This window comes from Leclercia sp. CFBP8987, from assembly GCF_034044995.2.
Lineage (GTDB): Bacteria > Pseudomonadota > Gammaproteobacteria > Enterobacterales > Enterobacteriaceae > Enterobacter > Enterobacter tamurae.
The window spans coordinates 3,215,666-3,241,601 of the sequence record NZ_CM188255.1 but is presented as its reverse complement, the minus strand read 5'-3'; the positions used below and the strand labels follow the sequence as shown (position 1 = coordinate 3,241,601).

Genomic DNA, 25,936 nt, shown 5'->3' with positions numbered 1-25,936 from the left:
AGGAGAACGTAATGAAAACTTTCCCGGATGATTTCTTATGGGGCGGCGCGGTTGCCGCGAATCAGGTAGAAGGCGCTTACCTGGACGATGGTAAAGGATTATCCACCTCTGACGTCCAGCCGCAGGGGGTGTTTGGCCCGGTAGTAGAGCGGGTGGCGGGCGACAGCGGCATCAAGGATGTGGCGATCGATTTCTATCATCGCTACCCGGAGGATATCAAACTGTTCGCCGAGATGGGTTTCAGCTGTCTGCGCGTCTCCATAGCCTGGACGCGGATCTTCCCGAATGGCGATGAGCAGCAGCCGAACGAGGCCGGGCTGGCCTTCTATGACAGGCTGTTTGACGAGCTGGCGGCGCATAACATTACGCCGCTGGTGACCCTCTCGCACTACGAGATGCCGTGGGGCCTGGTGAAGCAGTACGGCGGCTGGGGCAGCCGTCAGGTGATCGGTTTCTTCGAGCGCTACGCCCGCACCGTCTTCACCCGCTACCAGCACAAGGTCAAGCTGTGGCTCACCTTTAACGAGATCAACATGTCTCTGCATGCGCCGATGACCGGCGTCGGCCTGCCGGAAACCAGCAGCAAGGCGGAGGTCTATCAGGCGATCCACCATCAGCTGGTGGCCAGCGCTCTGGCGGTAAAAGCCTGCCACGAGATCATCCCGGACGCGAAAATCGGCAACATGCTGCTGGGCGGCCTGGTCTATCCCCTGACCTGCAAGCCGGACGATGTGCTGGAAGCCCTGCAGGAGAACCGCGCCTGGCAGTTCTTCGGCGATGTGCAGTGCCGCGGGGCCTACCCGGGCTACATGCTGCGCTACTTCCTTGATAATGGCATTCAGCTGGATATCACCGAGGCGGATCGCGAGGCGCTGAAATCGACCATCGACTTCATCTCCTTCAGCTACTACATGACCGGCTGCGTCACCACCGACGAAGAGCTGAACCAGCAGGCGCGGGCCAACATCCTGAATATGGTGCCGAACCCGCATCTGGCCAGTTCAGAGTGGGGCTGGCAGATCGACCCGGTGGGCCTGCGCACCCTCCTGAACGTGCTCTGGGATCGCTATCAGAAGCCGCTGTTTATCGTCGAGAACGGTCTGGGGGCGAAGGACAAGCCGGACGCCGACGGCGTGGTGCAGGATGATTACCGCATCAGCTACCTCAACGACCATCTGGTGCAGGTGCGCGAGGCGATTGACGACGGCGTGGAGGTGATGGGCTACACCAGCTGGGGGCCAATCGATCTGGTGAGCGCCTCCAAAGCAGAGCTCTCGAAACGCTACGGTTTTATCTACGTCGATCGCGACGACAGCGGGGCAGGCACCCTGGCGCGCAGCCGTAAGAAGAGTTTTTACTGGTATCAGGAGGTGATTGCCACCAAAGGCGCGTCGCTGAAAGACTAATGCCACAAGGGCGCCCGCCGGGCGCCTTTTCTATCTGTGTAAAGGTATGACAAAGTGTGGATTGCCACCGATTCCTAAAAAAATGAAGCGCAGCGGGCGTATTTTGCAGCCTTCTTTTTTATGTGAATAACCTGATGAAACCTTCACGTTTTTACTGTTTCTGCCTGCCTCTCTCCCTTTTCCTGGTTGCCTGTGCCCCTCACCATGATACGGCGGCCTCGCTTCATCAACAGATCCCCGTCATGAAAATAGAGACCGGGCTGGCGGCCGGGCAATGGCCCAAAAATGCGTGGTGGGAGGATTTGCACGATCCGCAGCTGACGGCCCTGATCGTAAAGGCCCAGGCCGACGCGCCGGATATGCAGATTGCCCGTCAGCGCATTGCTCTTGCCGAAGCGCAGGCCAAAATGGCGATGGCTGCTGAAGGCCCGGAGGTGGATTTCTCTGCCGATGCCGAGCGGCAAAAAATGTCCGCCGAAGGGCTGATGGGGCCCTTTGCGATCACCGATCCGGCGGCCGGCACCACCGGCCCGTGGTACACCAACGGCAACTTTGGCGTTACCGCTGGCTGGGATCTGGATTTATGGGGCAAAGACCGGGCTCAGGTGGAGGCCCGCATCGGGAAAGTTAACGCGCAACAGGCGGAGCTGGAGCAGACCCGGCAGCTGCTTGCCAGCAGCGTGGCGCGCCTCTACTGGGAGTGGCAGACCCAGGCTGCGGTCGGGCATGTCTTAACCGCCATCAGGCAGGAGCAGGGGAATATTATCAGTACCGACCGGGAGCTGTATCAGCATGGCATCACCTCGTCCGTGGAAGGGGTTGAAATCGACATCAATGCCGGTAAAACCGATGAGCGGCTGGCTGAGGTGAACGGCAACCTGAAAGCCATCGAGGCACGCCTTGAAGCCCTGACCAACACCCCGTCGGTAACCCTCGCCCCGCACGCCTTACCCACCGTCGCGACCACGCTGCCGGTCTCGCTGGGCTACCAGCTGCTGGCCCGCCGCCCCGATCTGCAGGAAGCCCACTGGTATATTGAAGCCTCCCTGCATGAGGTGGATGCCGCGAAAGCCGCGTTTTATCCCGATGTGAACCTGATGGCGTTTCTGCAGCAGGATGCGCTGCACTTAAGCGACCTGTTCCGCTCCTCGGCGCAGCAGATGGGCGTCACCGCCGGTCTGACCCTGCCGATTTTTGACAGCGGACGCCTGAATGCCAACCTCGATATCGCCCAGGCCCAAAGCAATCTGTCGATCGCCAACTACAACAAAGCGGTGGTGGAGGCGGTGAATCAGGTGACCCGTACCGCCAGCGAGGTCGAAACGTTAATGGAAAAAAATCAGCACCAGCAGCGCGTTGAGGCGGATGCCGCGCGCGTGGTGGCCCTGGCACAGGCGCGTTATAAGGCGGGAATTATCGCCGGAACGCGCGTCAGCGAAGCGCGAATACCGGCTCTGCAGGAACACCTGGCCGCGCTCACGCTGCAGGGGCAGTACATCGATGCCACCCTGCAGCTGACCTCCGCGCTGGGCGGCGGCTATCAGCACGGGTAGAAAATGAGAAGTAACTATACTTATCTCTTTGTCTTCTTTCTGGAGGTGAGTATGGGTTCAAACAATCGTGTGGCTATTGTGACGGCATCGGATTCAGGGATTGGTAAAACCACGGCGCTGATGCTGGCGGAGCGTGGGTTTGATATTGGCGTCACCTGGCACTCGGATGAAGAGGGGGCGATGAAAACCTGTCGTGAGATCGAGGCGCGCGGACAGCGGGCCGAGGCCATTCATCTGGATCTCAGCCAGCTACCGGACGGGGCGAAGGCGATCGAGACCCTGATTGAGCGCTTCGGACGTATCGACGTGCTGGTCAACAACGCCGGGACGATGGTCAAAGCGTCGTTTCTGGAGATGGAGTATGAGCAGTGGCGATCCATTTTTAGCGTCGACGTGGATGGGGCGTTTCTCTGCTCGCAGATCGCCGCCCGGCAGATGGTAAAGCAGGGTGAGGGCGGGCGGATCGTCAATATCACCTCGGTGCATGAACATACCCCGCTGCCGGATGCCAGCGCCTACACCTCGGCAAAACATGCCCTCGGCGGCCTCACCAAGTCGATGGCGATGGAGCTGGTGCATCACAATATTCTGGTTAACGCCGTCGCGCCGGGGGCCATCGCCACGCCGATGAACGACATGGACGACAGTGAAGTGGAGCCGGGCTCGATGCCGAACATTCCGCTCGCAAGACCGGGGCATACCAAAGAGATCGCCAGCCTGGTGGCCTGGCTGTGTGACACCGACGCCAGCTACGCCACCGGACAATCCTTTATCGTCGATGGCGGCTTTATGCTGGGCAATCCGCAGTTTAAACCGGCGGAGTAAATCAGTGGCGATCCCGGCGTTTTAGCCACCAGCGTACCGCGAGAACCAGCACCACCACCAGGATCAGCCAGATCCAGTGGCGCAGGTGCTGGTTTAGCGAGTGCAGCCATGGCTCCAGCACTTCACCCCCGACGTACCCTAAGGTAGTGAAGATCAGCGCCCAGATGATGGCCCCGACAATGTTGAGCGGCAGGAAAATTTTTGGCGGCAGACGGCTGGCGCCGATCAGTAGCGGGCCGATGATGCGAAAGCCGTACATAAAGCGGGTGCCGATGACGAACAGGTAGGGGTGACGCTGAATCAGCTGTTGGGCGCGGTCGATTTTCTTCTGATGGCGGGAAAAACGTCGCAGGATTGCCGGACCAAACCGCACCCCAACCAGGTAGAGCAACTGATCGCCGATCATCCCGCCGAGCGCCACGGCGGCCACTACCAGGGGGAAACGTAGCAGTCCCTGATGCGCCGCCACGCCCCCCAATAGGGTGATGGTTTCGCCTTCCGCTATGCTGCCAACAACCAACGCGGCATAGCCATACTGTGCAATGAGAGTATTGATATCCATGGGTTAAGCGTAGCGCAGGATACGTTAGTTGCCGAACAGGTATCCCACGACCATCATAATGGCGAAGATAACCCCAAAAAAGGCAGCACCTGTCGCCCAGGCAAAAGGGGCGATCTCTTCTTCTTTTTTAATATCGGCCAATCGGGCCAGCGCGTGCTGGCCGTCCGGGGCAATAATCTCCTCGAACTGCTTTTCATACCCCTGATTGATGAACAGCGCGGCTCCCTGCACATCGGACTTCTCAAGTGCAGTAGTTTTGTTTCCCTTTTTGAAAAAAACGAATTCCGGCATCAGAGACTCCTTCCTGTAAAACCCTGTTTAACAGGGGTTAACATATCAGAACCCCACGCCATTAGCGGCATTTTTATACTGTACAAAAAATAATCTCAGGCCTGCATTATACTTGAGTAATAGCTAGCGGGCCGACAACAAGGGGGCGTTATGAACCATGTCTGGGGACTCTTTTCCCATCCCGATCGTGAAATGCACGTGATCAGAGGCGAAAACGAAACGGTCAGCCATCACTATACCCACCATGTGTTGCTGATGGCCGCCGTGCCGGTGATATGCGCGTTTATTGGTACCACGCAAATAGGCTGGGATTTTGATGACGGCAATATCGTCAAACTGTCGTGGACCACCGGCCTGGCGCTGGCCGTGGTGTTTTATGCGCTGATGCTGGCCGGGGTGGCGGCGATGGGGCGGGTGATTTACTGGATGGCGCGCAAATATCCGCAGCGGCCTTCGCTGACGCACTGCATGGTGTTTGCCGGGTATGTGGCAACACCGCTGTTTCTGAGCGGGATTGTGGCGCTCTATCCGATCGTCTGGCTATGCGCGCTGGTAGGAACCCTGGCGCTGTTTTATACCGGGTATCTGCTCTATATCGGTATTCCTACCTTCCTGAAGATCAACAAAGAAGAGGGCCGTAGCTTCTCCGGCTCTACTCTCGCCATCGGCGTGCTGTTACTTGAGGTGCTGCTGGCGCTGACGGTTATTCTTTGGGGTTATGGATATCGTCTCTTCTGAGGTCACTGCATTGCTGGCGTAATTGCCAGCAATGCAGCATCTGTTCACGATTAACTACTGGCAGCAAGGCATCCGGACGGCTATGATGCCTTAGCCAGCCCGCGTTCGCGCCATCACCCGGGCGGTGTACGTTATTACGTGCATGAATAATTATCAGAAATCTCACCATGCTGAAATTCCGCGTTTCTTTACTGAGTCTTGCACTGTTGCTGGCTGTGCCAGTGGCGACCCCGGCGATCGCCAAACCTGCCGCTGTGGCTACTGCGGCCCAGCCGGAGATTGCCTCCGGTAGCGCCATGATCGTCGATCTGAATACCAACAAAGTGATCTACTCCAGCCACCCGAATCTGGTGCGCCCGATCGCCTCGATTACCAAATTAATGACCGCGATGGTGGTGCTTGATGCCCGACTGCCGCTGGATGAAAAACTGCGGGTCGATATCAGCCAGACGCCGGAGATGAAAGGGATCTACTCCCGGGTGCGCCTGAAGAGTGAAATCAGCCGCAAAAACATGCTGCTGCTGGCGCTGATGTCCTCGGAAAACCGCGCTGCGGCAAGCCTGGCGCATCACTATCCGGGCGGCTATAACGCCTTTATCCGCGCGATGAACGCGAAAGCGAAGGCATTGGGGATGGTTCAGACGCGCTTTGTGGAGCCAACCGGCCTGTCGATTCATAACGTCTCGACGGCGCAGGATCTGACGAGATTGCTGATTGCCACTAAGCAGTATCCGCTGCTCGGCCAGCTCAGCACCACCCGTGAAGAGATGGCGACCTTCTCGAATCCGGCCTATACCCTGCCATTTCGTAACACCAACCATCTGGTTTACCGCGATAACTGGAATATTCAGCTGACCAAAACCGGCTTTACCAACGCCGCGGGCCACTGTCTGGTGATGCGTACGGTCTTTAATGGCAAGCCGGTGGCGCTGGTGGTGATGGATGCCTTCGGCAAATATACCCACTTTGCCGATGCAAGCCGTCTGCGGACCTGGATTGAAACCGGGAAGGTGCAGCCGGTACCGGCCGCGGCGCTGAGCTATAAAAAGCAAAAAGCCGCCCAGATGGCGACAGCGCAAAACGATTGAGTTGTTTGTAAATGCCCGGCGGCGCTTCGCTTGCACGGGCCTACGGGGTGTGTAGGCCGGGTAAGCGCAGCGCCACCCGGCGATAAAACACTATTCCGGCAGCGTCCAGTCACCGTCATTGAGGGGGCGCTGCATAATCAGCGTATCGCGCCAGTCCCCTTTCTTGTAGCCCACGCTTCTGAGCTGTCCCGCCACTTCGAATCCATGTTTTTTATGCAGGCGTAACGAACCGGCATTGTTTGGCCCATCCCCGACGATGGCGATCATCTGCCGCCACGGCCCCTCTTCGCTACGGGCAATCAGGGCACTCAGCAGTGCGCTGCCAAAGCCGCGTCCGGGCGTGCTGGCCTCGACGTAAACCGAATCTTCAATGGTGTAACGGTACCCGGGGCGCGGGCGATAGAGGGTGGCGTAACTGAAGCCCACCACAATCCCCCGATAGAGCGCCACCAGCCACGGCAAACCCTGACTGGTCACCGCGCTAATACGCTGGCGCATCTCGTCTACGCCAGGGGGAACCTCTTCAAAGGAGGCGCGCCCGTTAAGGACGTGCCAGGCGTAAATGGCGGCAATGGCATGCGCGTCCTCCGCCTCTGCATCGCGAATCTGAACGTCAGTTTCGGAAAAAATTTCAATAGCCGACATAGGTGTCCGCTCCTCGCAAAAAAGCCAGAGAAACGTTTCCCTGGCGACCCGTGGCTACTCTAGTACGATTTGTATGGGCTTAATAGCGGGCCCACCCTGGCTAACTGGTTTGATCAGTGGCTTGCGCACCATGCCCCGCTGTTTCAGGCTGCTCTTTCCAGTTTTTATGCTTGGTGGTTTTACCAATGCCCGGGTTCATGCTGTTTGTCGGGTCATTTTCGCGATAAAACTGCTTTAATGCGGCCGGAGCTTCGTAAATGTGACCCACATTGTGTTCCGCCGGGTACTGCGCGCCGCGCGCCTTCAACAACGCCAGCATCTGCGCCTTCAGGGCGTGGGCATCCACCCCTTTTTTGACGATGTAATCCTGATGGAAGACATAACACATAAAGTGGCCGTAATAGAGCTTATGCACCAGCTGGCTATCGATCTCCGGCGGCAGTTGCTCGAACCACTCGGTATCGTTGCGGCGCAGGGCGATATCCAGCGCCAGAATGTCTTCCACCTCGTCGGCGTGTACCGCCTGATAGCGGATCGCGGCCCCGGCGGCGGCAAAGCGGTGTAAAAAGGCCTTGCTGCCCTCCTCAGGGGTGCAGGCGAAGAAGTCGCCCTCGGCGCTTTTAAAGAATTCCGCCAGCCAGGTCTGCGCTTCGGCAATGCCGTCGCCCGACATTTTCAGCAACAGATGATGTTCGTACTTATCCCGCCAGCTTTTCATCCGCGGCGGCAGGTGCGCCGGGAAGGCATTGCCCAGCTTTTGCATAAAGCGGTCGGTAAAGTGCGGCTTAAACAGCGATACCTTCTCCAGCATCGCATCGGTGCGCCCCTTCATGGTGAAGAAGAAGGGCATCTTGTCGGTGCCGAGCTTGTCGATCATCAGGAAGGTATCTTTGCCGTAGCGTTCGGCAATGTCGTAGATATCCCGGTGCATATACTCACCGGCCACCGGCAGGTGGGTGAACTCCCCGAGGATGTGGCGACGAATGGTGGTCAGCACCTCAGGCTGGTTGGTGCCGATGTAAAACACCTGCTGCCGTTTCTCGGCCGGGAAGGTGTCGAGGCGCACGGCAAAGACGGCCAGCTTGCCGGCACAGCCGGAAGATTCAAACAGACGATCCGGGTCGGCGTTATAGCGCGCCGGGGTGTCGGCGTCGATCTCGCGTACCCGGGAGATGTAGTCATGATCGTGAGCATGGCGGCCGTCGTGCAGTACATCGCTGTCCTTGACGCGATCGTCATCCAGCTTGCTGAGGATCTGCTCCGGCGTGACGCCCAGATCGATACCCAGGTGGTTCACCAGGGTCAGTTTGCCCTGTTCATCAATACGCGCAAACAGGGACATTTCGGTATAAGCCGGGCCGCGCTGCACCAGCGAGCCGCCGGAGTTGTTGCAGATCCCGCCGATCACCGAGGCGCCGATACAGGACGAGCCGATCACCGAGTGCGGCTCGCGGCCCAGTGGTTTCAGCGCCTTCTCCAGGGAGTAGAGCGTGGTGCCCGGATAGGCCAGCACCTGCTCGCCCTTATCCAGCAGATGCAGCTTGTCGAGGCGCAGGGTGCTGATAATTACAATGTCGCGGTCGTAATCGTTGCCGTTCGGCGTGGAGCCTTCGGTCAGGCCAGTATTGGCCGCCTGCATCAGAATGATTTTGTCTGCCGCCACGCAGGCGCTGAGCACCCGCCACAGCTCCAGCAGGGTGCCAGGGAAGACCACCGCCAGCGCGTCGCCTTGTCCGGAGCGAAAGCCCTTGCGGTAGCGGGCCGTTTTCGCGGCATCGGTCAGCAGGTGCGCCTGGCCTACCAGACGTGACAGTTCGTTAATGAAGCTGGTGTTATCAGAAGACATCGTCCACCCCTTGTGGTTATTCAAATGCGTGTCCAAAATCATAGCGCGATTAATGTTTAAGCGAACCAGTATTCACCAGAAAAATCAGAGAATAAACCCTGCAAGGTTCACAGGGTTTATGGCACACTGCGCTTTTCGTACGGTCTGGCCGCGACTATCCGGCGGTTATTGATGAGAGAGTAAACGAGATGAAATGGCTTTGTTCTGTAGGGGTAGCTGTGAGTCTGGCGCTGCAACCCGCGCTGGCTGATGACCTGTTTGGCAATCATCCGCTGACGCCGGAAGCCCGCGACGCTTTTGTCACCGATCTGCTCACAAAGATGTCGGTCGATGAGAAAATCGGCCAGCTGCGTCTGATTAGCGTCGGCCCGGATAACCCGAAAGAAGCCATCCGCGAGATGATTAAAAACGGGCAGGTGGGGGCAATTTTCAACACCGTCACCCGTCAGGATATCCGCAAAATGCAGGATCAGGTGATGGAACTCAGCCACCTGAAAATCCCATTATTTTTCGCCTATGACGTGGTTCACGGCCAGCGTACCGTCTTCCCAATCAGCCTCGGGCTGGCCTCCTCCTTTAACCTCGAGGCGGTGAAAACCGTCGGCCGCGTGTCGGCTTACGAAGCGGCGGATGATGGCCTCAACATGACCTGGGCGCCGATGGTCGACGTCTCACGCGATCCGCGCTGGGGCCGTGGCTCAGAAGGCTTCGGGGAAGATACCTATTTAACCGCAACGATGGGCAAAACCATGGTTGAAGCGATGCAGGGCAAAAGCCCAGCCGATCGCTACTCGGTGATGACCAGCGTTAAGCACTTCGCCGCCTATGGCGCAGTGGAGGGCGGGAAGGAGTACAACACCGTCGACATGAGCCCGCAGCGCCTGTTTAACGACTATATGCCGCCGTACAAAGCCGGTCTCGATGCCGGGAGCGGCGCGGTTATGGTGGCCCTGAACTCGCTGAACGGCACCCCTGCGACCTCCGATGCCTGGCTACTGAAAGATGTGCTGCGCGACCAGTGGGGCTTTAAGGGCATCACCGTCTCCGACCACGGCGCGATCAAAGAGCTGATCAAGCACGGCACGGCCTCTGACCCGGAAGACGCGGTGCGGGTGGCGCTGAAGTCCGGCATCAACATGAGCATGAGCGACGAGTACTACAGCAAGTATCTGCCGGGTCTGGTGAAGAGCGGTAAAGTCACTATGGCGGAGCTGGACGATGCCACGCGCCACGTTCTGAACGTGAAGTATGACATGGGGCTGTTTAACGATCCTTACAGCCACCTGGGGCCGAAAGAGTCCGATCCGACGGACACCAACGCCGAGAGCCGTTTACATCGCAAAGAAGCCCGCGACGTGGCGCGCGAAAGCCTGGTGCTGCTGAAAAACCGTCTGGAAACGCTGCCGCTGGCCAAATCCGGCACCGTTGCGGTGGTTGGCCCGCTGGCGGACAGCAAGCGCGACGTGATGGGCAGCTGGTCTGCGGCAGGCGTGGCCGATCAGTCCGTGACCGTGCTGACCGGCATCAAAGACGCTCTGGGCGACAAGGGCAAGGTGATTTACGCCAAAGGCGCCAACGTTACCAGCGACAACGACATCGTCACCTTCCTCAACCAGTATGAAGAGGCGGTGAAGGTCGATCCGCGCCCGGCGCAGGAGATGATCGACGAGGCGGTTAACGCCGCGAAGCAGTCCGACGTGGTGGTTGCCGTCGTGGGTGAAGCGCAGGGCATGGCCCATGAAGCGTCGAGCCGTACTGATATCACTCTGCCACAGAGCCAGAAGGCGCTGATTGCCGCGCTGAAAGCCACCGGTAAACCGCTGGTACTGGTGCTGATGAACGGCCGTCCGCTGGCGCTGGTTGACGAGAACCAGCAGGCGGATGCGATTCTGGAAACCTGGTTCGCCGGCACCGAGGGCGGGAACGCTATCGCCGACGTGCTGTTTGGCGATTACAATCCGTCGGGCAAACTGCCGATGTCCTTCCCGCGCTCCGTCGGGCAGATCCCGGTGTACTACAGCCACCTGAATACCGGTCGTCCTTACAACGCGGATAAACCGAACAAGTACACCTCGCGCTATTTCGACGAAGCCAATGGCCCGCTCTATCCGTTTGGCTATGGCCTGAGCTACACCACCTTCACCGTTTCCGACGTGAAAATGTCGGCGCCAACGATGAAAGCGGATGGCACGGTAACGGCCAGCGTCGAGGTGACCAACAGCGGCAAACGTGAAGGGGATACGGTGATCCAGATGTACGTCCAGGATGTGACCGCCTCCATGAGTCGTCCGGTGAAACAGCTGCGTGGCTTCGAGAAGGTGCACCTGAAACCCGGCGAAACCAAAACTGTCAGCTTCCCGATTGACGTGGATGCGCTTAAGTTCTGGAACCAGCAGATGAAATACGCCGCCGAGCCGGGCAAGTTCAACGTCTTTATTGGCGTCGATTCTGCCCGTGTGAATAAGGGCGAGTTCGAGCTGCTGTAAATAGCGCCACCCGGCAATACCCAAACGGGGCCGCGTCACTGAATACGTGACCGGCCCCGCACTTTTTCTTTCCTTTGTCCAGAAATGCGTTTAACCCTCGCTTTATTCCCCTTTCCAGACAATGAATTGTGATGATTTCCACATTTCATTTTTGCCTCCTGCGCCAAAACGTGACCCCCATCAAAAGCGCTTTATACCATCGCATTCAGGCGTGATGATCTTCACTCTTCGCTCAAAATCCGCAGAAACGGCCCGCGAGCCGGGGGATAAAACCGCGTGTAATGCCTGTCACTTAACAGCTGACAGGTACCAACATGAAGCTCTCGTTAGAACAACTCGACCTCGACCGCAGCGGTCTGACTTCCGTTACCACTGCGCTGCAGAGCCTGATCGATACCATCGACCAGGCCGGGGGTGGCACGCTGGTGGTGACGCCGGGGATCTGGCTGACGGGCACGCTGGTGTTACCGTCCAACTTCACCCTGCATCTGGAGGCGGGCGCGCATCTGCTGGCCAGCCCCCACGCGGTTGACTACCTGGCCGCCGAAACCCAAAGCATGGCCGAGCAATCAAGGATGGCGCTGCTCTACGCCCGCGACGCGCATCACCTGACCCTGAGCGGCGCAGGCCGCATCGACGGCAATGCCAGCGCCTGGTTTGCTCCGCACCCGGACGCCCAGGGCTACCGCCAGCCGAAAACCCGTCGCCCGCGGATGCTGGTGCTGGAAGGGTGCCAGCAGGTGCGGATCCGCGATATCACCTTGTGTGACGCGCCGATGTGGACCGCGCACCTGGTCAGCTGCAACCATGTGTTCATCCACAACATCACTATCGATAACGATCTCACCCTCTCCAATACCGATGCCCTGGATATCGACAGCTGCCAGCACGTCCACCTCAGCGACAGCTATTTCAGCGCCGCCGATGACGGCATCTGCCTGAAAACCACCGCCAAAGCCGCAGAACTACAGCAGCCGGTCGAGAACGTGACGGTCAACAACTGCATCATCCGCTCGAAAAGCTGCGCCATCAAAGTCGGGACCGAGACCTTCGCTGATATCCGCAACCTGGTGGTCAGCAACTGCATCATCTTCGAATCCAACCGCGCTATCGGCCTGGTCTCCCGGGATGGCGGCCAGTTCAGCCAGATGCTGTTCAGCAACATTATTTTCGACTGCCAGCACGGGGACCCCTGCCACTGGGGCAAAGCCGATCCGGTCTTTATCTCCGTCCGCCATCGCGCCCCGGATATTCAGCCGGGGGCGATAAGCCAGATCACCTTCTCGAATCTCAGCGGCAGCGGGGAAGGGGCCATCAACCTGCACAGCGATATCCCCGGCGCTCTCCACGACGTGACCTTCAACGGCCTGAACTTCGCCCAGCGCCTGAGCGCCAGCGACGAGCAGGGCTGCTATGACCTGCGCCCGCCCTGCAACCCGCAACGCCCGACCGGGATGGGGCGGGATAATGCCTGGCGACTCAACCCGCAAACCGGCCGCGCCCACGGGGTGGAGCCTTATCCGCACGGCCTGCCCGGGCTGTATGCCGCAGGGATTGAGGGATTACAGCTGCACGCTATCCAGATCACCCGTCCGCAGCCGTTACCCGCGGGCTGGGATGAAGAGAGCATCCGTATCGACCCGGCAAATTCAGGGGAACAAAAATGATAAAAAAAGTGCGAGAAATAAAACTGCGTAACTATGTCTGTTACGGGCTGGCGGACGTGATTGGCTCCGGTGCCTTTACGCTGGTCAGCGCCTGGCTGCTGTTTTTCTTAACCACCTTCTGCGGGCTGACGCCGATCCAGGCCGGCTCGCTGTTTGCGGTGGCGCGTATTGTCGATGTGATCATGTGTCCGGTCATCGGTTACATTTCCGATAACTTCCATAAGACCGCGCTTGGCCGTCGCTTTGGCCGACGCCGCTTCTTCCTGCTGGCCAGCATCCCGCTGGTGTCGGTCTACAGCCTGCTGTGGGTGGAGGGCTTCAACTACTGGATGTACCTGCTGTTCTATATCCTGTTTGAGATCGTCTACACCATGATCATCATCCCTTACGACACCCTGTCGGCAGAGATGACCTCCGACTTTAAAAAGCGTTCTAAACTGACCAGCGCCCGCATGTACATTGCCCAGCTGGCCGGTTTTGCCGCCGCCTTCCTGCCGGGCCGCCTGGTGGCCTACTTCGGTCCCGAATCCTCAGACTCATTCTTCTACACCGGGGCTATCTTTACCGTCTCGTTCATGATCGTGCTGTTCTTTGTCTACTTCGGCACCTGGGAGCGCTCGCTGGAGGAGATCCAGCAGAGCGAAGTTCATGACGCAGAGGAGGCGAAAGAGCCCCTGGCGACCCGTGTGTACCACATCTACTACGACTTCGTCTCGACCCTGAAAATTAAAACCTTCCGCTCGCACCTGGGGATGTACCTCGGCGGTTCGGTAGCACAGGATATTTTCAACTCGGTCTTTACCTACTTCGTGGTCTTTGCCCTGATGACCTCCTCAGTGATGGCCTCTAATCTGCTCGGCGTCATCAACGCATTGCAGTTCTTCGGCGTCGGGATCGCCACCTGGCTGACCCTGCGTTATTCCCCGTCCCGCGCCTTTGCCACTCAGGCGTCGATGGCGCTGGTGGCTTTCGCGTTGCTGGTGTCGGCGTACTTCCACCAGACCGGCGGGATGGTGCTGCTGTATGCCGGGGCGGCGATTGCCGGTCTGGCGCGCGGTGGGATCTACGCCATTCCGTGGAACAACTACACCTTCGTGGCGGACGTGGACGAGCTCCTCACCTGCCAGCGTCGGGAGGGGATCTTCGCCGGGTTTATGAGCCTGCTGCGTAAAGCCTCGCAGGCGATGTCGATTTTCCTCGTTGGCGTGGCGTTGCAGATGTCGGGTTTTGTCTCCGGGCAGGCCGCCCAGCCACAGTCGGCCATCAACATGATCATGGTGATCATGATTGTGCTCCCGGTGATCCTTACTATCTGGGGGATCTGGTCTGCCTTCCAGTTCCGCGTCAACAGCCGGACCCACGCCATTCTTAACGAAGAGGTGGCGCGTCTGAAGCAGGGCGGCAGCAAAGCCAGCGTCAGCGCCGAAAACCGTCAGGTCATCGAGAGCCTGACCGGCATGCCGTACGAGCACTGCTGGGGCGAGAACAGCGTCGGCTACCTCAACCGTAAACGGATGCTGGCGCGTCACGCCTCCCCGCAATTGAAAAATGCATAATCCTCAACCAGCACCGGGCCCCGTGCCCGGTCCGTTAAGACCACACAGATGACAGAACACAGCGTATTCATACAGCAAGGGATCTGGGCCCGGCTGGGGCTGCCCCGGGAGTTGAGCTGGGGCTTTATCGGCATTTTCCTGTTTATTACCGGCGCCACCATCGAGCAAAGCTGGCTGGCCTCGATGCTGCAAAACCGCGGCTATGACGCCTTCCACATCAGCCTGCTCTCGTCGGTATTTGGCCTGAGCGTGGCGGCCGTCTCCTGGTTCTCGGGAATTGGTGCCGGGGTATTGGGCCTGCGTCGCCTGATGTGGGCCGCGACGGCGGTCTACTTTCTCGGCTCGATTCCGTTTATCGGCTATGCCCTGCCGCAGGGCAACTACCCGCTGATGGTGGCCAGTCACGCCCTGCGCGGCGTGGCTTACCCGCTGTTTGCCTACTCCTTCCTGGTGTGGATCAACCAGCGCTGCGAGCCGCGGATCCTCGGCCGGGCGGTCTCCTGGTTCTGGATCGCCTTTGGCGTGGGGATGACCATCGTCGGGCCCTGGTACTCCAGCCTGATGCTGCCTGAAGTCGGCGAAACTGCCACCCTGCTGAGCGGCTTTGTCTTTGTGATGCTCGGGGCTTTTTGCGCCCTGGTGCTCAATCGCGATCGCCCGCAGGTGGAGCAGGGGAGCGGCATGGGCGCGGCGCTCACTGAAGGCATCATGGTGCTGGTGCGCGAACCGAAAATGCGTCTGGGGGTAATCGTCAAAACCATCAACGACATCGGCAAGTTCTCGCTGGTGATCCTGATGCCGGTCTACCTGCCGCGCTTCGGCTTCAGCATTGCACAGTGGCTTACCGTCTGGGGGCTGGTGAACCTGGTTAACATCTTCGCCAGCTACTTTTTTGGCTGGCTGGGGGACACCATCGGCTGGCGCAACACCGTGGTCTGGTTCTCCGGCACCCTGTGCGGGCTGGCGATGCTGGCGGTGTGTTACGCCCCGGTGCTGTTTGGCGACAGCGAAACGGCGCTGTTCTGCGCGCTGGCGCTTTATGCCATCGGGCTGGGGGCGTTCGGACCGCTCAGCGCCCTGATCCCATCGTTATTACCGGATAACAAAGGCGCGGCCATCTCCTGCCTTAATCTGGGCTCCGGCCTGAGCAACTTTGTCGGCCCGCTGATTGTCACCCTGTGCGTGGCCCCGCTCGGCGTGGAAGGGACGCTGTGGGTGATTGCCATTCTGTACTTTGCCGCCAGCGTGCTTACCCTTCCGTTAAAACTGCCGGACCAGGGCTAAAACCTCGCTTTTCGACTACGCTTTTCTCTCAAGCCTCTGAAAAAGGCGGCAAAATCATGAGGAAAGTGGAATGACTATCTTAAAGGGGATTGTTGGCTCAACGGCGCTGCTGGCGGCGTTGAGCCTGCCTTTGCAGGCCGCAGAGCCGGTAAAGGTCGGGTCAAAAATTGATACGGAAGGCGCGCTGCTCGGCAATATCATTTTGCAGGTGCTGGAGAGTCACGGCGTAAAAACCGTCAATAAAGTGCAGCTCGGCACCACCCCGGTGGTACGCGGAGCTATCACCTCCGGCGAGCTGGATATTTACCCGGAATACACCGGCAACGGGGCCTTCTTCTTCAAAGATGAAAACGACCCGGCATGGAAAAATGCCAGCGCCGGGTATGAGAAAGTCAAAAAGCTCGATGCCGAACAGAACAAGCTGATATGGCTCACTCCGGCACCGGCCAACAATACCTGGACCATCGCGGTGCGTAAGGACGTGGCGGAGAAAGGCAAGCTCACCTCCCTCGACGATCTGAGCCGCTATCTGAAAGAGAAGGGCGACTTTAAGCTTGCCGCCTCGGCGGAGTTTATCGAGCGCCCGGACGCCCTGCCAGCCTTTGAAAAAGCCTACGACTTCAAGCTGGACCAAAGCCAGCTCCTCTCCCTGGCGGGCGGTGATACCGCGGTGACCATCAAAGCGGCGGCCCAGCAAACCTCGGGCGTGAATGCGGCGATGGCCTACGGTACCGACGGTCCGGTAGCGGCGCTGGGTCTGCAAACCCTGACCGATCCGAAAGGCGTTCAGCCGATCTATGCTCCTACGCCAGTGGTGCGCGAAGCGGTGCTGAAAGCCTACCCGGAGCTGGATGCCTGGCTGAAGCCAGTATTTGAAACTCTGGATGAAAAAACCCTGCAACAGCTGAATGCCAGCATTGCAGTGGAAGGGCTGGATGCCAAAAAAGTGGCGGCAGATTACCTGAAGCAGAAAGGGCTGGTGAAGTAGCCCCAGGATAGTTCAGTGCCGATAAGATGTCATAACCGCGTCCTGCTGCTGCTGGCTGTCATAGCCCTGGCCGCAGGCGCGTTACCTTTCGTTAATTTCGCTCCTAACCGGCTGGTGTCCGGAGAGGGGCGTGCCCTCTGGCAGGTGTGGTCGTTTTCCCCTGCGCTGCTGCTGTTACCGCTGGGCCTGCTGCTGGGGTTAACCCTGGTCCGCGGGCGATGGGCGTTAGTGGCGACGCTGGTGGTGTGCGAACTGCTATTCGCCGGGCTGGTCTGGAGTGCCGGGCTGGCGGCGTCGCATCTCGCCACCGCGGAGAGCCCGCTGGCGCGTACCGCGGTGGGCAGCGGCCTGTGGCTATGGCTGGCGCTCTGCCTGCTGGCCTGCAGTGATGCCATTCGCCGGCTCAGCCCGCAGCCGATCTGGCGCTGGCTGCTGCAGGTGCAAATCTGGATCCTGCCGCTGGGGCTGTTATTCAGCGGCGAACTCCATTCTCTCTCCCTGCTGAAAGAGTATGCCAACCGCGAGGATATTTTTAACGCTGCCCTCGCCCAGCATCTGACCCTGCTGGCAGGAACCCTGGTGCCGGCGCTGCTGGTCGGGGTGCCGCTGGGGATCCTCTGTTATCGCCGCCCGACGACGCAGGGGCCGGTGTTTGCGGTGCTGAACGTGATTCAGACCGTGCCGTCCGTGGCGCTGTTCGGCCTGCTGATTGCCCCTCTGGCCGGGCTGACCCGCGCCTGGCCGTGGCTGTCGTCGCTGGGGATTGCCGGGACCGGCATGACCCCGGCGCTAATCGCGCTGGTGCTCTATGCCCTGCTGCCGCTGGCGCGCGGGGTGCTGGCGGGGCTCAGCCAGGTGCCGGCCGAGGTGCTGGAGAGCGCCGACGCGATGGGGATGAACACCCGTCAGCGTTTCTGGCAGATCCAGCTTCCGCTGGCGCTGCCGGTGCTGCTGCGTGGCCTGCGGGTGGTAGCGGTACAGACGGTGGGGATGGCGGTGATTGCGGCGTTAATCGGCGCGGGAGGATTCGGGGCACTGGTGTTCCAGGGCCTGCTGAGCAGCGCGCTGGATCTGGTCCTGCTGGGGGTGATCCCGACTATCGTCCTGGCGGTGGTGGTGGATGCGCTGTTTGCCCTGTGGATCGCCCTGTTGGGAAGGAAGACCAATGATTGAATTTCATGATGTAAATAAAACCTTTGCCGGGGAGCCGGCGGTCAGCGATCTGAACCTGACCTTTGCCGAAGGGGCTTTTTCGGTGCTGATTGGTACCTCGGGGTCGGGCAAATCGACCACCCTGAAGATGATCAACCGACTGGTGGAGCACGACAGCGGCCTGATCCGCTTTGCCGGAGAGGAGATCCGCAGCCTGCCGGTACTGGAGCTGCGTCGCCGGATGGGCTACGCCATTCAATCCATCGGGCTGTTTCCGCACTGGACGGTGGCGCGCAACATCGCCACCGTGCCGCAGCTGCAAAAATGGTCCCGGCAAAAAATCGACGATCGGGTGGATGAGCTGATGGCCCTGCTGGGGTTGGATCCGGTGCTGCGCGAGCGGTTTCCGCATCAGCTCTCCGGTGGTCAGCAGCAGCGGGTAGGGGTGGCGCGTGCGCTGGCCGCTAACCCGGAGGTGCTGCTGATGGATGAACCCTTTGGCGCCCTCGATCCGGTGACCCGTAGCGCCCTGCAGCTGGAGATGACCCGCATCCACCGCATCCTGGGCCGCACCATTATTCTGGTCACTCACGATATCGACGAAGCCCTGCGGCTGGCGGACCATCTGGTATTGATGGATAACGGCAGAGTGGTGCAGCAGGGGACGCCGCTGACGCTGCTGACCCAGCCCGGGAATGAGTTCGTGCGCGAGTTTTTTGGCCGCAGCGAGCTGGGCGTGCGCCTGCTGTCGCTGCGCACGGTGGGCGAGTCGATGCGACGGGAGATCGCCGTCAGTCAGGTCAGCCCGCTGCGGGCCTCCATGAGCCTGCGCGATGCGCTCTCGGCCTTTGTCAGCAGCGGCAGCGAAAGCCTGCCGGTGGTGGACGACGAGGATCGCCCGTGCGGCACCCTCTGGTTCCGCGATCTGCTCAATCAGGAGGCGGCGCATGACGTGGTTACGTGATCCGCTCCCGTGGCTGGTGGCCCTGTTCGTGGCGCTCCTCCTGTGGATGCCCCACAGCGGACCGCTGTTCAGCGCCCTGTTCCCGGAGCTGCCGCGCCCGGTCTATCAGCAGGAGAGCTTTGTTAGCCTGACGCTGTCCCACTTCTGGCTGGTGGGTGCCTCAAGCCTGATCGCGATTGTGCTGGGCGCCGGAGCCGGGATCGCCGTCACCCGCCCGGCCGGGCGTGAGTTTCGCCCGCTGGTGGAGACCATCGCCGCGGTCGGACAGACTTTTCCGCCGGTGGCGGTACTGGCGATTGCGGTGCCGGTGATGGGATTTGGACAGCAGCCCGCGATTATCGCGCTGATCCTTTACGGAGTATTGCCGATTCTGCAGGCGACGCTGGCGGGGCTGGCGTCAGTGCCCGCAGCGGCCATCAGCGTGGCGGAAGGGATGGGGATGAGCGGCTGGCAGCGCCTGCGCAACGTGGAGTTGCCGCTCGCCGCGCCGGTTATGCTGGCCGGGATCCGCACCTCGGTGATTATCAATATCGGTACGGCGGCCATTGCCTCCACGGTGGGGGCTAACACGCTGGGGACGCCGATTATTATCGGCTTAAGCGGGTTTAATACGGCCTATATTATCCAGGGGGCGCTGCTGGTGGCGCTGGCGGCGATTGTGGTGGATCGTGCCTTTGAGCGGCTGGCTAAGCGCCTCAGCCGACACCGCCACGGACAATAAACGAATACCCTGCCAGCATCACGCCGCCAATACCGCTAACGGCCATGAGAATGAACAGGGTGATAACCGCGACTTTGGTTGCCTTCATAATGTGCTCCTGATGTTAACAGAGCGATTATACGGTGAAGCACGGCTGTTAATGAACCATTAATTGCCTTTAAGCGGGAACACGGGATAGCCATGCGCCTGCCACTGGGTAAGCTGTTGCTTCTGCGCTGCGGTAGGGGATTCGCCGCACCAGACCAACAGCGTCTGCCCGTCGAACAGCTCCGGGCGCAGCTGCACCAGCGAGTGCGCCAGCACGTCGACGCGCCAGCCCTCCTGCGCGGCTATCCACGCCTCCAGCCAAAGGCGGGTGGTATCCTGCACATTCCAGCCGACAACCAGCGCATCCTTGCTGTTCTTCTTTCGCGCGGTGGCCAGACAGATGCAGATGTAGTTGATCAATACCCCGTCCAGCGCACTCAGCAGCGCCTGCAGCGTGGGCTGCTGGGACTGGAGTCGGCGGCGTAACGGGACGAACAGGTGCGAAATTAAGGTTTGCGCCGGGTATTCGCTGCCGCGCTCCTTGAGCCACACGCGCAGGCGATGCAGATGGCCGGACTGCAGATAACGCAGCAGCACCTCCTGCTGTTCGCGCCAGATGTCCTGCTCCTCCTGACCTTCCGGGCTCAGTAGCGTCTTGACCTTGCCAACCTGAACGCCGTTATCAATCCAGCCCTTGATCTCCCGGATGCGATCGATATCTGCATCGGTAAACAGCCGGTGCCCGCCGTCGGTTCGCTGTGGTTTGAGTAGTCCGTAACGTCGTTGCCATGCGCGTAACGTTACAGGGTTGATATCACACAGGAGTGCCACTTCCCCAATCGTGTAGAGCGCCATGTTTTCCCCCGGCTTGCACATGCCCAGATTAACTGTAGACGCAGTTTGCTGAACCAGGAAGGATTGCTCTTTTTTTGCACTATTAATGTGAATTTCGGAATACGTTGAGTAAAAGGTGTGATGCCTGACACGAAAACACATTTTTATCCGCGTGCTGCCAGGCAAGTTAAGACGCTTCAGTGTATGTTACGCGGTTTTAGCGTTGTGGTTTGTGGGCATGTACGAATTTAATCTGGTGTTGCTGCTGCTTCAGCAGATGTGTGTGTTTCTGGTCATCGCGTGGCTGATGAGTAAAACACGCCTGTTCATCCCCCTGATGCAGGTCACCGTCCGCCTGCCGCACAAGCTGCTCTGCTACGTTACCTTCTCCATCTTCTGCATCCTTGGCACTTATCTCGGCCTGCACATTGAAGACTCCATTGCCAACACCCGGGCGATTGGCGCGGTGATGGGCGGCCTGCTCGGCGGCCCGGTGGTCGGCGGGCTGGTGGGCCTGACCGGAGGGCTGCACCGCTATTCGATGGGCGGAATGACGGCGCTGAGCTGTATGATCTCGACCATCGTCGAAGGGCTGCTCGGCGGCCTGGTCCACAGCGTGATGGTCCGGCGCGGCCGCCCGGATAAAGTCTTTAGTCCGCTCACGGCGGGGATGGTCACCCTGGTTGCCGAGCTGGTACAGATGCTGATCATTTTACTCATCGCCCGCCCGTTCGAGGATGCCCTGCATCTGGTCGGCAGCATTGCCGCGCCGATGATGGTTACTAACACGGTGGGCGCCGCGCTGTTTATGCGCATTCTGCTCGACAAGCGGGCGATGTTTGAAAAGTACACCTCCGCCTTCTCGGCCACTGCGCTGAAGGTCGCAGCCTCGACGGAGGGGATCCTGCGCCAGGGCTTTAACGAAGAGAACAGCATGAAGGTGGCCCAGGTCCTGCATCAGGAGCTGGATATCAGCGCCGTCGCCATCACCGATCGCGAAAAACTGCTGGCCTTTACCGGCACCGGGGACGATCACCACCTGCCCGGGAGACCGATTTCGTCCACCTATACGCTTCGCGCGATCGAGACTGGTGAGGTAGTCTACGCCGACGGTAACGAAGTGCCGTACCGCTGCTCGCTGCACCCGCAGTGCAAGCTGGGCTCAACGCTGGTGATCCCGTTGCGCGGCGAAAATCAGCGGGTGATGGGCACCATTAAGCTGTACGAAGCGAAAAACCGCCTGTTCAGCTCCATCAACCGAACTCTGGGGGAGGGGATTGCCCAGCTGCTGTCGGCGCAAATCCTGGCCGGACAGTACGAGCGGCAGAAGGCGCTGCTGACCCAGTCGGAAATCAAGCTCCTGCACGCTCAGGTCAACCCGCATTTTCTGTTTAATGCCCTGAACACCCTCAAGGCGGTGATCCGCCGGGACAGCGAGCAGGCGACGCAGCTGGTGCAGTTTCTCTCGACCTTTTTCCGCAAGAACCTGAAGCGGCCGTCGGAGATCGTCACCCTGGCCGATGAGATCGAACATGTGAACGCCTATCTGCAAATTGAGCAGGCACGGTTTCAGTCGCGCCTGCATGTCACGCTCTCGGTGCCGGATGAACTGGCCTGGCAGCAGCTGCCGGCCTTTACCCTGCAGCCGATCGTCGAGAATGCGATTAAGCACGGCACCTCGCAGCTGCTGGGCACCGGAGAAATTGCCATCACCGCCAGCCGCTTTAACCGCTATCTGGTGCTGGATATTGAAGATAACGCCGGGCTCTATACCTCAACTACCGAGGGCGGCGGCCTGGGGATGGGGCTGGTGGATAAACGCCTGCGCGCCCATTTTGGTGAGGATTGCGGCATCACCGTCGTCTGCGAGCCGGACTGCTTTACCCGCATAACCTTAAGACTGCCTCTGGAGGAGCACGCATGATGAATGTGCTGATTGTCGATGATGAGCCTTTGGCGCGGGAAAACCTGCGGTTTTTGCTGCAGGAGCAGAGTGATATCGAGATTGTTGGCGAATGTGCTAACGCCATCGAAGCCATCGGCGCGGTGCATAAGCTGCGCCCGGACGTGCTGTTCCTGGACATCCAGATGCCGCGCATCAGCGGCCTGGAGATGGTGGGGATGCTCGACCCGGAGCATCGACCCTACATCGTGTTTCTTACTGCCTTTGACGAGTACGCGGTCAAAGCCTTTGAAGAGCACGCCTTTGACTACCTGCTGAAACCCATTGAAGAACAGCGGCTGGAAAAGACCCTCAACCGTCTGCGCCAGGAGCGCAACGTGCAGGACGTGTCCCTGCTGGCGGAGCATCAGCAGCCGCTGAAGTTTATCCCCTGTACTGGCCACAGCCGCATTTATCTCCTGCAGATGGACGACGTGGCCTTCGTCAGCAGCCGGATGAGCGGGGTATTTGTCACCAGCGGTGAAGGCAAAGAGGGCTTTACCGAGCTGACGCTGCGCACCCTGGAGAGCCGCACGCCGCTGCTGCGCTGTCATCGCCAGTATCTGGTGAACATGGCGCACCTGAAAGAGATCCGCCTCGAGGAGAACGGGCAGGCGGAGCTGGTGCTGCGGGCCGGGCAGACGGTGCCGGTCAGCCGTCGCTATCTGAAAAGTTTGAAAGAGGCGATAGGGCTGTAAAACTGGTACACTGCGCGGCAGAGCATCATCGACAGTTAAAGGCACACATGATTAGCAATGACATTCTTCGTAGCCTGCGCTACACCCTGAAAGCAAACAATAACGACATGGTGCGCATTCTTGCGCTTTCCGATATGGAGTCCACGTCGGCAGGTTTCGACACCTGGATGACCAAAGAAGATGAAGACGGGTTTGTTCGCTGCCCGGACATCATCCTGTCAGGTTTCCTGAACGGTCTGATCTACGACAAGCGCGGCAAAGATGAGTCCGCGCCTGAGCTGGCGCTGGAGCGTCGGGTGAACAACAACACGGTGCTGAAAAAGCTGCGCATCGCCTTTTCCCTGAAGACTGACGATATTCTGGCGATCATGACCGAGCAGAAATACCGCGTCTCAATGCCGGAAATCACCGCCATGATGCGCGCCCCGGATCATAAAAACTACCGCGAGTGCGGGGACCAGTTCCTGCGTAATTTCCTGCGCGGACTGACGCACCGGGTGCATCACCCGAAGGCGTGATGCGGCAGGGTGCGGCCTGATGCCCTCACCCCGACCCTCTCCCACGGGGAGAGGGAGAAAACAAAATGCCATAAAAAAAGCCGGATGATGAATCCGGCTTTTTTGTTATTTCACCTGCTGACCAGGCTTCGCGCCTTCATCAGGGCTTAACAGGAAGATGTCCTTCCCGCCAGGGCCTGCGGCCATCACCATCCCTTCCGAGATGCCGAAGCGCATCTTGCGTGGGGCGAGGTTCGCCACCATCACTGTCTGACGACCAATCAGCACCTGCGGGTCCGGGTAAGCAGAACGGATGCCGGAGAAGACGTTGCGCTTCTCGCCGCCCAGGTCCAGGGTCAGACGCAGCAGCTTGTCAGAGCCTTCGACGAATTCCGCGTTCTCGATCAGCGCTACGCGCAGGTCAACTTTGGCGAAATCATCAAAAGTAATGGTCTCCTGAATCGGATCGTCCGCCAGCGGGCCGGTAACCGGTGCGGCTGCGGCTTTCACCTCTTCTTTCGACGCCTCAACCAGCGCTTCGACCTGCTTCATCTCAATGCGGTTGTACAGCGCCTTGAAGGCGTTCAGCTTGTGGCCGAGCAGCGGCTGGTTAATGCTGTCCCAGCTCAGTTCGGTGTTCAGGAACGCTTCGGTACGCGCGGCCAGCTGTGGCAGTACCGGCTTCAGATAGGACATCAGCACGCGGAACAGGTTGATACCCATGGAGCAGATCGCCTGCAGGTCGGCATCGCGGCCTTCCTGTTTGGCGACTACCCACGGCGCCTGCTCGTCAACGTAGCGGTTAGCCAGATCGGCCAGGGCCATGATCTCACGCACCGCTTTACCGAATTCACGGCTTTCCCAGGCTTCGCCAATCACGGTAGCCGCGTCGGTGAAGGTTTTGTACAGCGCCGGATCCGCCAGTTCAGCCGCCATCACGCCGTCAAAACGTTTGGCGATAAAGCCGGCGTTACGGGAAGCCAGGTTGACTACTTTATTGACGATGTCGGCGTTGACGCGCTGGACGAAATCTTCCAGGTTCAGGTCGATATCGTCGATACGGGAAGAGAGCTTCGCCGTATAGTAGTAGCGCAGGCTGTCGGCATCAAAGTGGTTCAGCCAGGTGCTGGCCTTGATGAAGGTGCCGCGGGATTTGGACATCTTCGCGCCGTTCACCGTCACATAGCCGTGCACGAACAGGTTGGTAGGCTTGCGGAAACCGCTGCCTTCCAGCATTGCCGGCCAGAACAGGCTGTGGAAGTAGACGATGTCTTTGCCGATGAAGTGGTACAGCTCGGCGTCGGAATCTTTCTTCCAGTATTCCTCGAAGCTGGTGGTGTCGCCGCGTTTGTCGCACAGATTCTTGAAGGAACCCATGTAGCCGATTGGCGCATCCAGCCAGACGTAGAAGTATTTGCCCGGCGCGTTCGGGATTTCGAAGCCGAAGTAAGGCGCATCGCGGGAGATATCCCACTGCTGCAGGCCGGATTCAAACCACTCCTGCATCTTGTTCGCCACCTGCTCCTGCAGCGCGCCGCTGCGGGTCCACGCCTGCAGCATTTCGCTGAAGGACGGCAGGTCGAAGAAGAAGTGTTCGGAGTCACGCATCTCTGGCGTCGCACCGGATACCACAGATTTCGGCTCAATCAGCTCGGTCGGGCTGTAGGTCGCGCCGCACACTTCGCAGTTATCGCCATACTGATCCGGGGATTTACATTTCGGGCAGGTGCCTTTCACAAAACGGTCCGGCAGGAACATGCCTTTTTCCGGATCGTAGAGCTGAGAGATGGTGCGGTTTTTAATAAAACCGTTCTCTTTCAGACGGGTGTAGATCAGCTCCGACAGCTCACGGTTCTCGTCGCTGTGCGTGGAGTGATAGTTGTCGTAGCTGATGTCGAAGCCAGCAAAATCCGTCTGATGCTCCTGACTCATTTCAGTAATCATCTGTTCCGGGCTGATACCAAGCTGCTGAGCTTTAAGCATGATCGGCGTGCCGTGTGCGTCGTCTGCACAGATGAAGTTAACCTGATGGCCGCGCATTCGCTGGTAACGGACCCAGACATCAGCCTGGATATGCTCCAGCATGTGGCCGAGGTGGATTGAGCCGTTTGCGTACGGCAGAGCGCACGTTACCAGAATTTTTTTCGCGACTTGAGTCATAGTGGA

The 25,936-nt window shown here is 59.3% G+C and carries 23 protein-coding genes; 16 read left to right on the top strand and 7 right to left on the bottom strand.

What is annotated here, in order from left to right:
• Positions 1 to 11 precede the first annotated feature (11 nt).
• The 3 genes from SOM40_RS15705 (at position 12) to SOM40_RS15695 (ending at position 3,784) form a co-directional block, all read left to right on the top strand.
• Positions 12 to 1,406, top strand: coding sequence for a glycoside hydrolase family 1 protein (locus SOM40_RS15705; protein ID WP_106995335.1), 1,395 nt, complete (start codon positions 12 to 14; stop codon positions 1,404 to 1,406).
• A gap of 134 nt (positions 1,407 to 1,540) precedes the next feature.
• Entirely contained in the window at positions 1,541 to 2,959 is a 1,419-nt protein-coding gene (gene mdtQ / locus SOM40_RS15700; RefSeq protein WP_320530318.1) for a multidrug resistance outer membrane protein MdtQ, read from the top strand.
• Positions 2,960 to 3,010: 51 nt separating this feature from the next.
• Positions 3,011 to 3,784, top strand: a complete 774-nt coding sequence (locus SOM40_RS15695; RefSeq protein ID WP_320530317.1) for an SDR family oxidoreductase — start codon at positions 3,011 to 3,013, stop codon at positions 3,782 to 3,784.
• 1 nt (position 3,785) lies between these two features.
• On the opposite strand, the gene SOM40_RS15690 is transcribed toward SOM40_RS15695, so the two are convergent.
• Entirely contained in the window at positions 3,786 to 4,346 is a 561-nt protein-coding gene (locus tag SOM40_RS15690) for a DedA family protein (RefSeq protein WP_106995332.1), read from the bottom strand.
• Between the two features lie 24 nt (positions 4,347 to 4,370).
• Positions 4,371 to 4,637, bottom strand: a complete 267-nt coding sequence (locus SOM40_RS15685) for a hypothetical protein (protein WP_106995331.1) — start codon at positions 4,635 to 4,637, stop codon at positions 4,371 to 4,373.
• A 150-nt stretch (positions 4,638 to 4,787) separates the two neighbouring features.
• Here SOM40_RS15685 and SOM40_RS15680 point away from each other — a divergent pair, with 150 nt between their 5' ends.
• Both SOM40_RS15680 and pbpG read left to right on the top strand, forming a co-directional pair.
• Entirely contained in the window at positions 4,788 to 5,375 is a 588-nt protein-coding gene (locus tag SOM40_RS15680; RefSeq protein ID WP_106995330.1) for a Yip1 family protein, read from the top strand.
• A 167-nt stretch (positions 5,376 to 5,542) separates the two neighbouring features.
• Entirely contained in the window at positions 5,543 to 6,463 is a 921-nt protein-coding gene (pbpG, locus tag SOM40_RS15675) for a D-alanyl-D-alanine endopeptidase (protein ID WP_106995329.1), read from the top strand.
• A 90-nt stretch (positions 6,464 to 6,553) separates the two neighbouring features.
• On the opposite strand, the gene SOM40_RS15670 is transcribed toward pbpG, so the two are convergent.
• A complete protein-coding gene (locus SOM40_RS15670; protein ID WP_320530316.1) occupies positions 6,554 to 7,108 on the bottom strand; it encodes a GNAT family N-acetyltransferase in 555 nt (184 codons plus the stop codon).
• 100 nt (positions 7,109 to 7,208) lie between these two features.
• Positions 7,209 to 8,954 carry a D-lactate dehydrogenase gene (dld, locus tag SOM40_RS15665; RefSeq protein WP_106995327.1) on the bottom strand — a complete coding sequence of 582 codons (1,746 nt, stop codon included), beginning with the start codon at positions 8,952 to 8,954 and terminating at the stop codon, positions 7,209 to 7,211.
• Between the two features lie 188 nt (positions 8,955 to 9,142).
• On the opposite strand from dld, the gene bglX reads away from it, so the two are divergent.
• The 8 genes from bglX to SOM40_RS15625 all read left to right on the top strand — a co-directional run bounded on the left by bglX (position 9,143) and on the right by SOM40_RS15625 (position 19,772).
• Entirely contained in the window at positions 9,143 to 11,440 is a 2,298-nt protein-coding gene (bglX, locus tag SOM40_RS15660) for a beta-glucosidase BglX (protein ID WP_312995371.1), read from the top strand.
• A gap of 314 nt (positions 11,441 to 11,754) precedes the next feature.
• Complete coding sequence (locus tag SOM40_RS15655; protein WP_320530315.1) at positions 11,755 to 13,107, top strand: glycoside hydrolase family 28 protein; 1,353 nt, start codon at positions 11,755 to 11,757, stop codon at positions 13,105 to 13,107.
• Positions 13,104 to 14,663, top strand: a complete 1,560-nt coding sequence (locus tag SOM40_RS15650) for an MFS transporter (RefSeq protein ID WP_320530314.1) — start codon at positions 13,104 to 13,106, stop codon at positions 14,661 to 14,663. Before SOM40_RS15655 ends, SOM40_RS15650 begins: the two co-directional genes overlap by 4 nt.
• Before the next feature lie 48 nt (positions 14,664 to 14,711).
• Positions 14,712 to 15,947, top strand: coding sequence for an MFS transporter (locus tag SOM40_RS15645; RefSeq protein WP_320530313.1), 1,236 nt, complete (start codon positions 14,712 to 14,714; stop codon positions 15,945 to 15,947).
• Positions 15,948 to 16,017: 70 nt separating this feature from the next.
• Complete coding sequence (gene osmF / locus SOM40_RS15640; RefSeq protein WP_166182979.1) at positions 16,018 to 16,935, top strand: glycine betaine ABC transporter substrate-binding protein OsmF; 918 nt, start codon at positions 16,018 to 16,020, stop codon at positions 16,933 to 16,935.
• A 15-nt stretch (positions 16,936 to 16,950) separates the two neighbouring features.
• A complete protein-coding gene (locus SOM40_RS15635) occupies positions 16,951 to 18,108 on the top strand; it encodes an ABC transporter permease (RefSeq protein WP_320530312.1) in 1,158 nt (385 codons plus the stop codon).
• Positions 18,101 to 19,051, top strand: coding sequence for an ABC transporter ATP-binding protein (locus tag SOM40_RS15630; RefSeq protein WP_320530311.1), 951 nt, complete (start codon positions 18,101 to 18,103; stop codon positions 19,049 to 19,051). The genes SOM40_RS15635 and SOM40_RS15630 overlap by 8 nt, the downstream gene beginning before the upstream one ends.
• On the top strand, positions 19,035 to 19,772 hold the full coding sequence (locus tag SOM40_RS15625) for an ABC transporter permease (protein WP_166182977.1): 738 nt from the start codon (positions 19,035 to 19,037) through the stop codon (positions 19,770 to 19,772). The genes SOM40_RS15630 and SOM40_RS15625 overlap by 17 nt, the downstream gene beginning before the upstream one ends.
• On the opposite strand, the gene SOM40_RS15620 is transcribed toward SOM40_RS15625, so the two are convergent.
• On the bottom strand, positions 19,747 to 19,860 hold the full coding sequence (locus SOM40_RS15620) for a protein YohO (RefSeq protein WP_106995318.1): 114 nt from the start codon (positions 19,858 to 19,860) through the stop codon (positions 19,747 to 19,749). The two genes, SOM40_RS15625 and SOM40_RS15620, sit on opposite strands and share 26 nt — an antisense overlap.
• A 59-nt stretch (positions 19,861 to 19,919) precedes the next feature.
• Positions 19,920 to 20,654, bottom strand: a complete 735-nt coding sequence (gene mlrA, locus SOM40_RS15615) for an HTH-type transcriptional regulator MlrA (RefSeq protein WP_106995317.1) — start codon at positions 20,652 to 20,654, stop codon at positions 19,920 to 19,922.
• Positions 20,655 to 20,871: 217 nt separating this feature from the next.
• On the opposite strand from mlrA, the gene SOM40_RS15610 reads away from it, so the two are divergent.
• From SOM40_RS15610 to SOM40_RS15600, 3 genes are read left to right on the top strand one after another with little or no spacing between them, the layout of a single operon-like run.
• Positions 20,872 to 22,557: a sensor histidine kinase gene (locus tag SOM40_RS15610; RefSeq protein ID WP_106995316.1), complete on the top strand. Its 1,686-nt coding sequence runs from the start codon at positions 20,872 to 20,874 to the stop codon at positions 22,555 to 22,557.
• A complete protein-coding gene (gene btsR, locus SOM40_RS15605; protein WP_106995315.1) occupies positions 22,554 to 23,273 on the top strand; it encodes a two-component system response regulator BtsR in 720 nt (239 codons plus the stop codon). Before SOM40_RS15610 ends, btsR begins: the two co-directional genes overlap by 4 nt.
• Positions 23,274 to 23,320: 47 nt before the next feature.
• Positions 23,321 to 23,791 carry a YehS family protein gene (locus SOM40_RS15600; protein ID WP_106995314.1) on the top strand — a complete coding sequence of 157 codons (471 nt, stop codon included), beginning with the start codon at positions 23,321 to 23,323 and terminating at the stop codon, positions 23,789 to 23,791.
• 105 nt (positions 23,792 to 23,896) lie between these two features.
• On the opposite strand, the gene metG is transcribed toward SOM40_RS15600, so the two are convergent.
• On the bottom strand, positions 23,897 to 25,930 hold the full coding sequence (gene metG / locus SOM40_RS15595) for a methionine--tRNA ligase (protein WP_106995313.1): 2,034 nt from the start codon (positions 25,928 to 25,930) through the stop codon (positions 23,897 to 23,899).
• Positions 25,931 to 25,936: the final 6 nt, after the last annotated feature.

Coding starts and splice junctions, on each gene's coding strand:
- osmF (WP_166182979.1), top strand. CDS start 16,018: ATGACTATCTTAAAGGGGATTGTTGGCTCAACGGCGCTGCTGGCGGCG.
- SOM40_RS15705 (WP_106995335.1), top strand. CDS start 12: ATGAAAACTTTCCCGGATGATTTCTTATGGGGCGGCGCGGTTGCCGCG.
- SOM40_RS15600 (WP_106995314.1), top strand. CDS start 23,321: ATGATTAGCAATGACATTCTTCGTAGCCTGCGCTACACCCTGAAAGCA.
- SOM40_RS15625 (WP_166182977.1), top strand. CDS start 19,035: ATGACGTGGTTACGTGATCCGCTCCCGTGGCTGGTGGCCCTGTTCGTG.
- SOM40_RS15630 (WP_320530311.1), top strand. CDS start 18,101: ATGATTGAATTTCATGATGTAAATAAAACCTTTGCCGGGGAGCCGGCG.
- SOM40_RS15680 (WP_106995330.1), top strand. CDS start 4,788: ATGAACCATGTCTGGGGACTCTTTTCCCATCCCGATCGTGAAATGCAC.
- SOM40_RS15695 (WP_320530317.1), top strand. CDS start 3,011: ATGGGTTCAAACAATCGTGTGGCTATTGTGACGGCATCGGATTCAGGG.
- SOM40_RS15610 (WP_106995316.1), top strand. CDS start 20,872: ATGTACGAATTTAATCTGGTGTTGCTGCTGCTTCAGCAGATGTGTGTG.
- SOM40_RS15650 (WP_320530314.1), top strand. CDS start 13,104: ATGATAAAAAAAGTGCGAGAAATAAAACTGCGTAACTATGTCTGTTAC.
- dld (WP_106995327.1), bottom strand. CDS start 8,954: ATGTCTTCTGATAACACCAGCTTCATTAACGAACTGTCACGTCTGGTA.
- btsR (WP_106995315.1), top strand. CDS start 22,554: ATGATGAATGTGCTGATTGTCGATGATGAGCCTTTGGCGCGGGAAAAC.
- SOM40_RS15670 (WP_320530316.1), bottom strand. CDS start 7,108: ATGTCGGCTATTGAAATTTTTTCCGAAACTGACGTTCAGATTCGCGAT.
- mdtQ (WP_320530318.1), top strand. CDS start 1,541: ATGAAACCTTCACGTTTTTACTGTTTCTGCCTGCCTCTCTCCCTTTTC.
- SOM40_RS15620 (WP_106995318.1), bottom strand. CDS start 19,860: ATGAAGGCAACCAAAGTCGCGGTTATCACCCTGTTCATTCTCATGGCC.
- metG (WP_106995313.1), bottom strand. CDS start 25,930: ATGACTCAAGTCGCGAAAAAAATTCTGGTAACGTGCGCTCTGCCGTAC.
- mlrA (WP_106995317.1), bottom strand. CDS start 20,654: ATGGCGCTCTACACGATTGGGGAAGTGGCACTCCTGTGTGATATCAAC.
- pbpG (WP_106995329.1), top strand. CDS start 5,543: ATGCTGAAATTCCGCGTTTCTTTACTGAGTCTTGCACTGTTGCTGGCT.
- SOM40_RS15645 (WP_320530313.1), top strand. CDS start 14,712: ATGACAGAACACAGCGTATTCATACAGCAAGGGATCTGGGCCCGGCTG.
- bglX (WP_312995371.1), top strand. CDS start 9,143: ATGAAATGGCTTTGTTCTGTAGGGGTAGCTGTGAGTCTGGCGCTGCAA.
- SOM40_RS15690 (WP_106995332.1), bottom strand. CDS start 4,346: ATGGATATCAATACTCTCATTGCACAGTATGGCTATGCCGCGTTGGTT.
- SOM40_RS15685 (WP_106995331.1), bottom strand. CDS start 4,637: ATGCCGGAATTCGTTTTTTTCAAAAAGGGAAACAAAACTACTGCACTT.
- SOM40_RS15655 (WP_320530315.1), top strand. CDS start 11,755: ATGAAGCTCTCGTTAGAACAACTCGACCTCGACCGCAGCGGTCTGACT.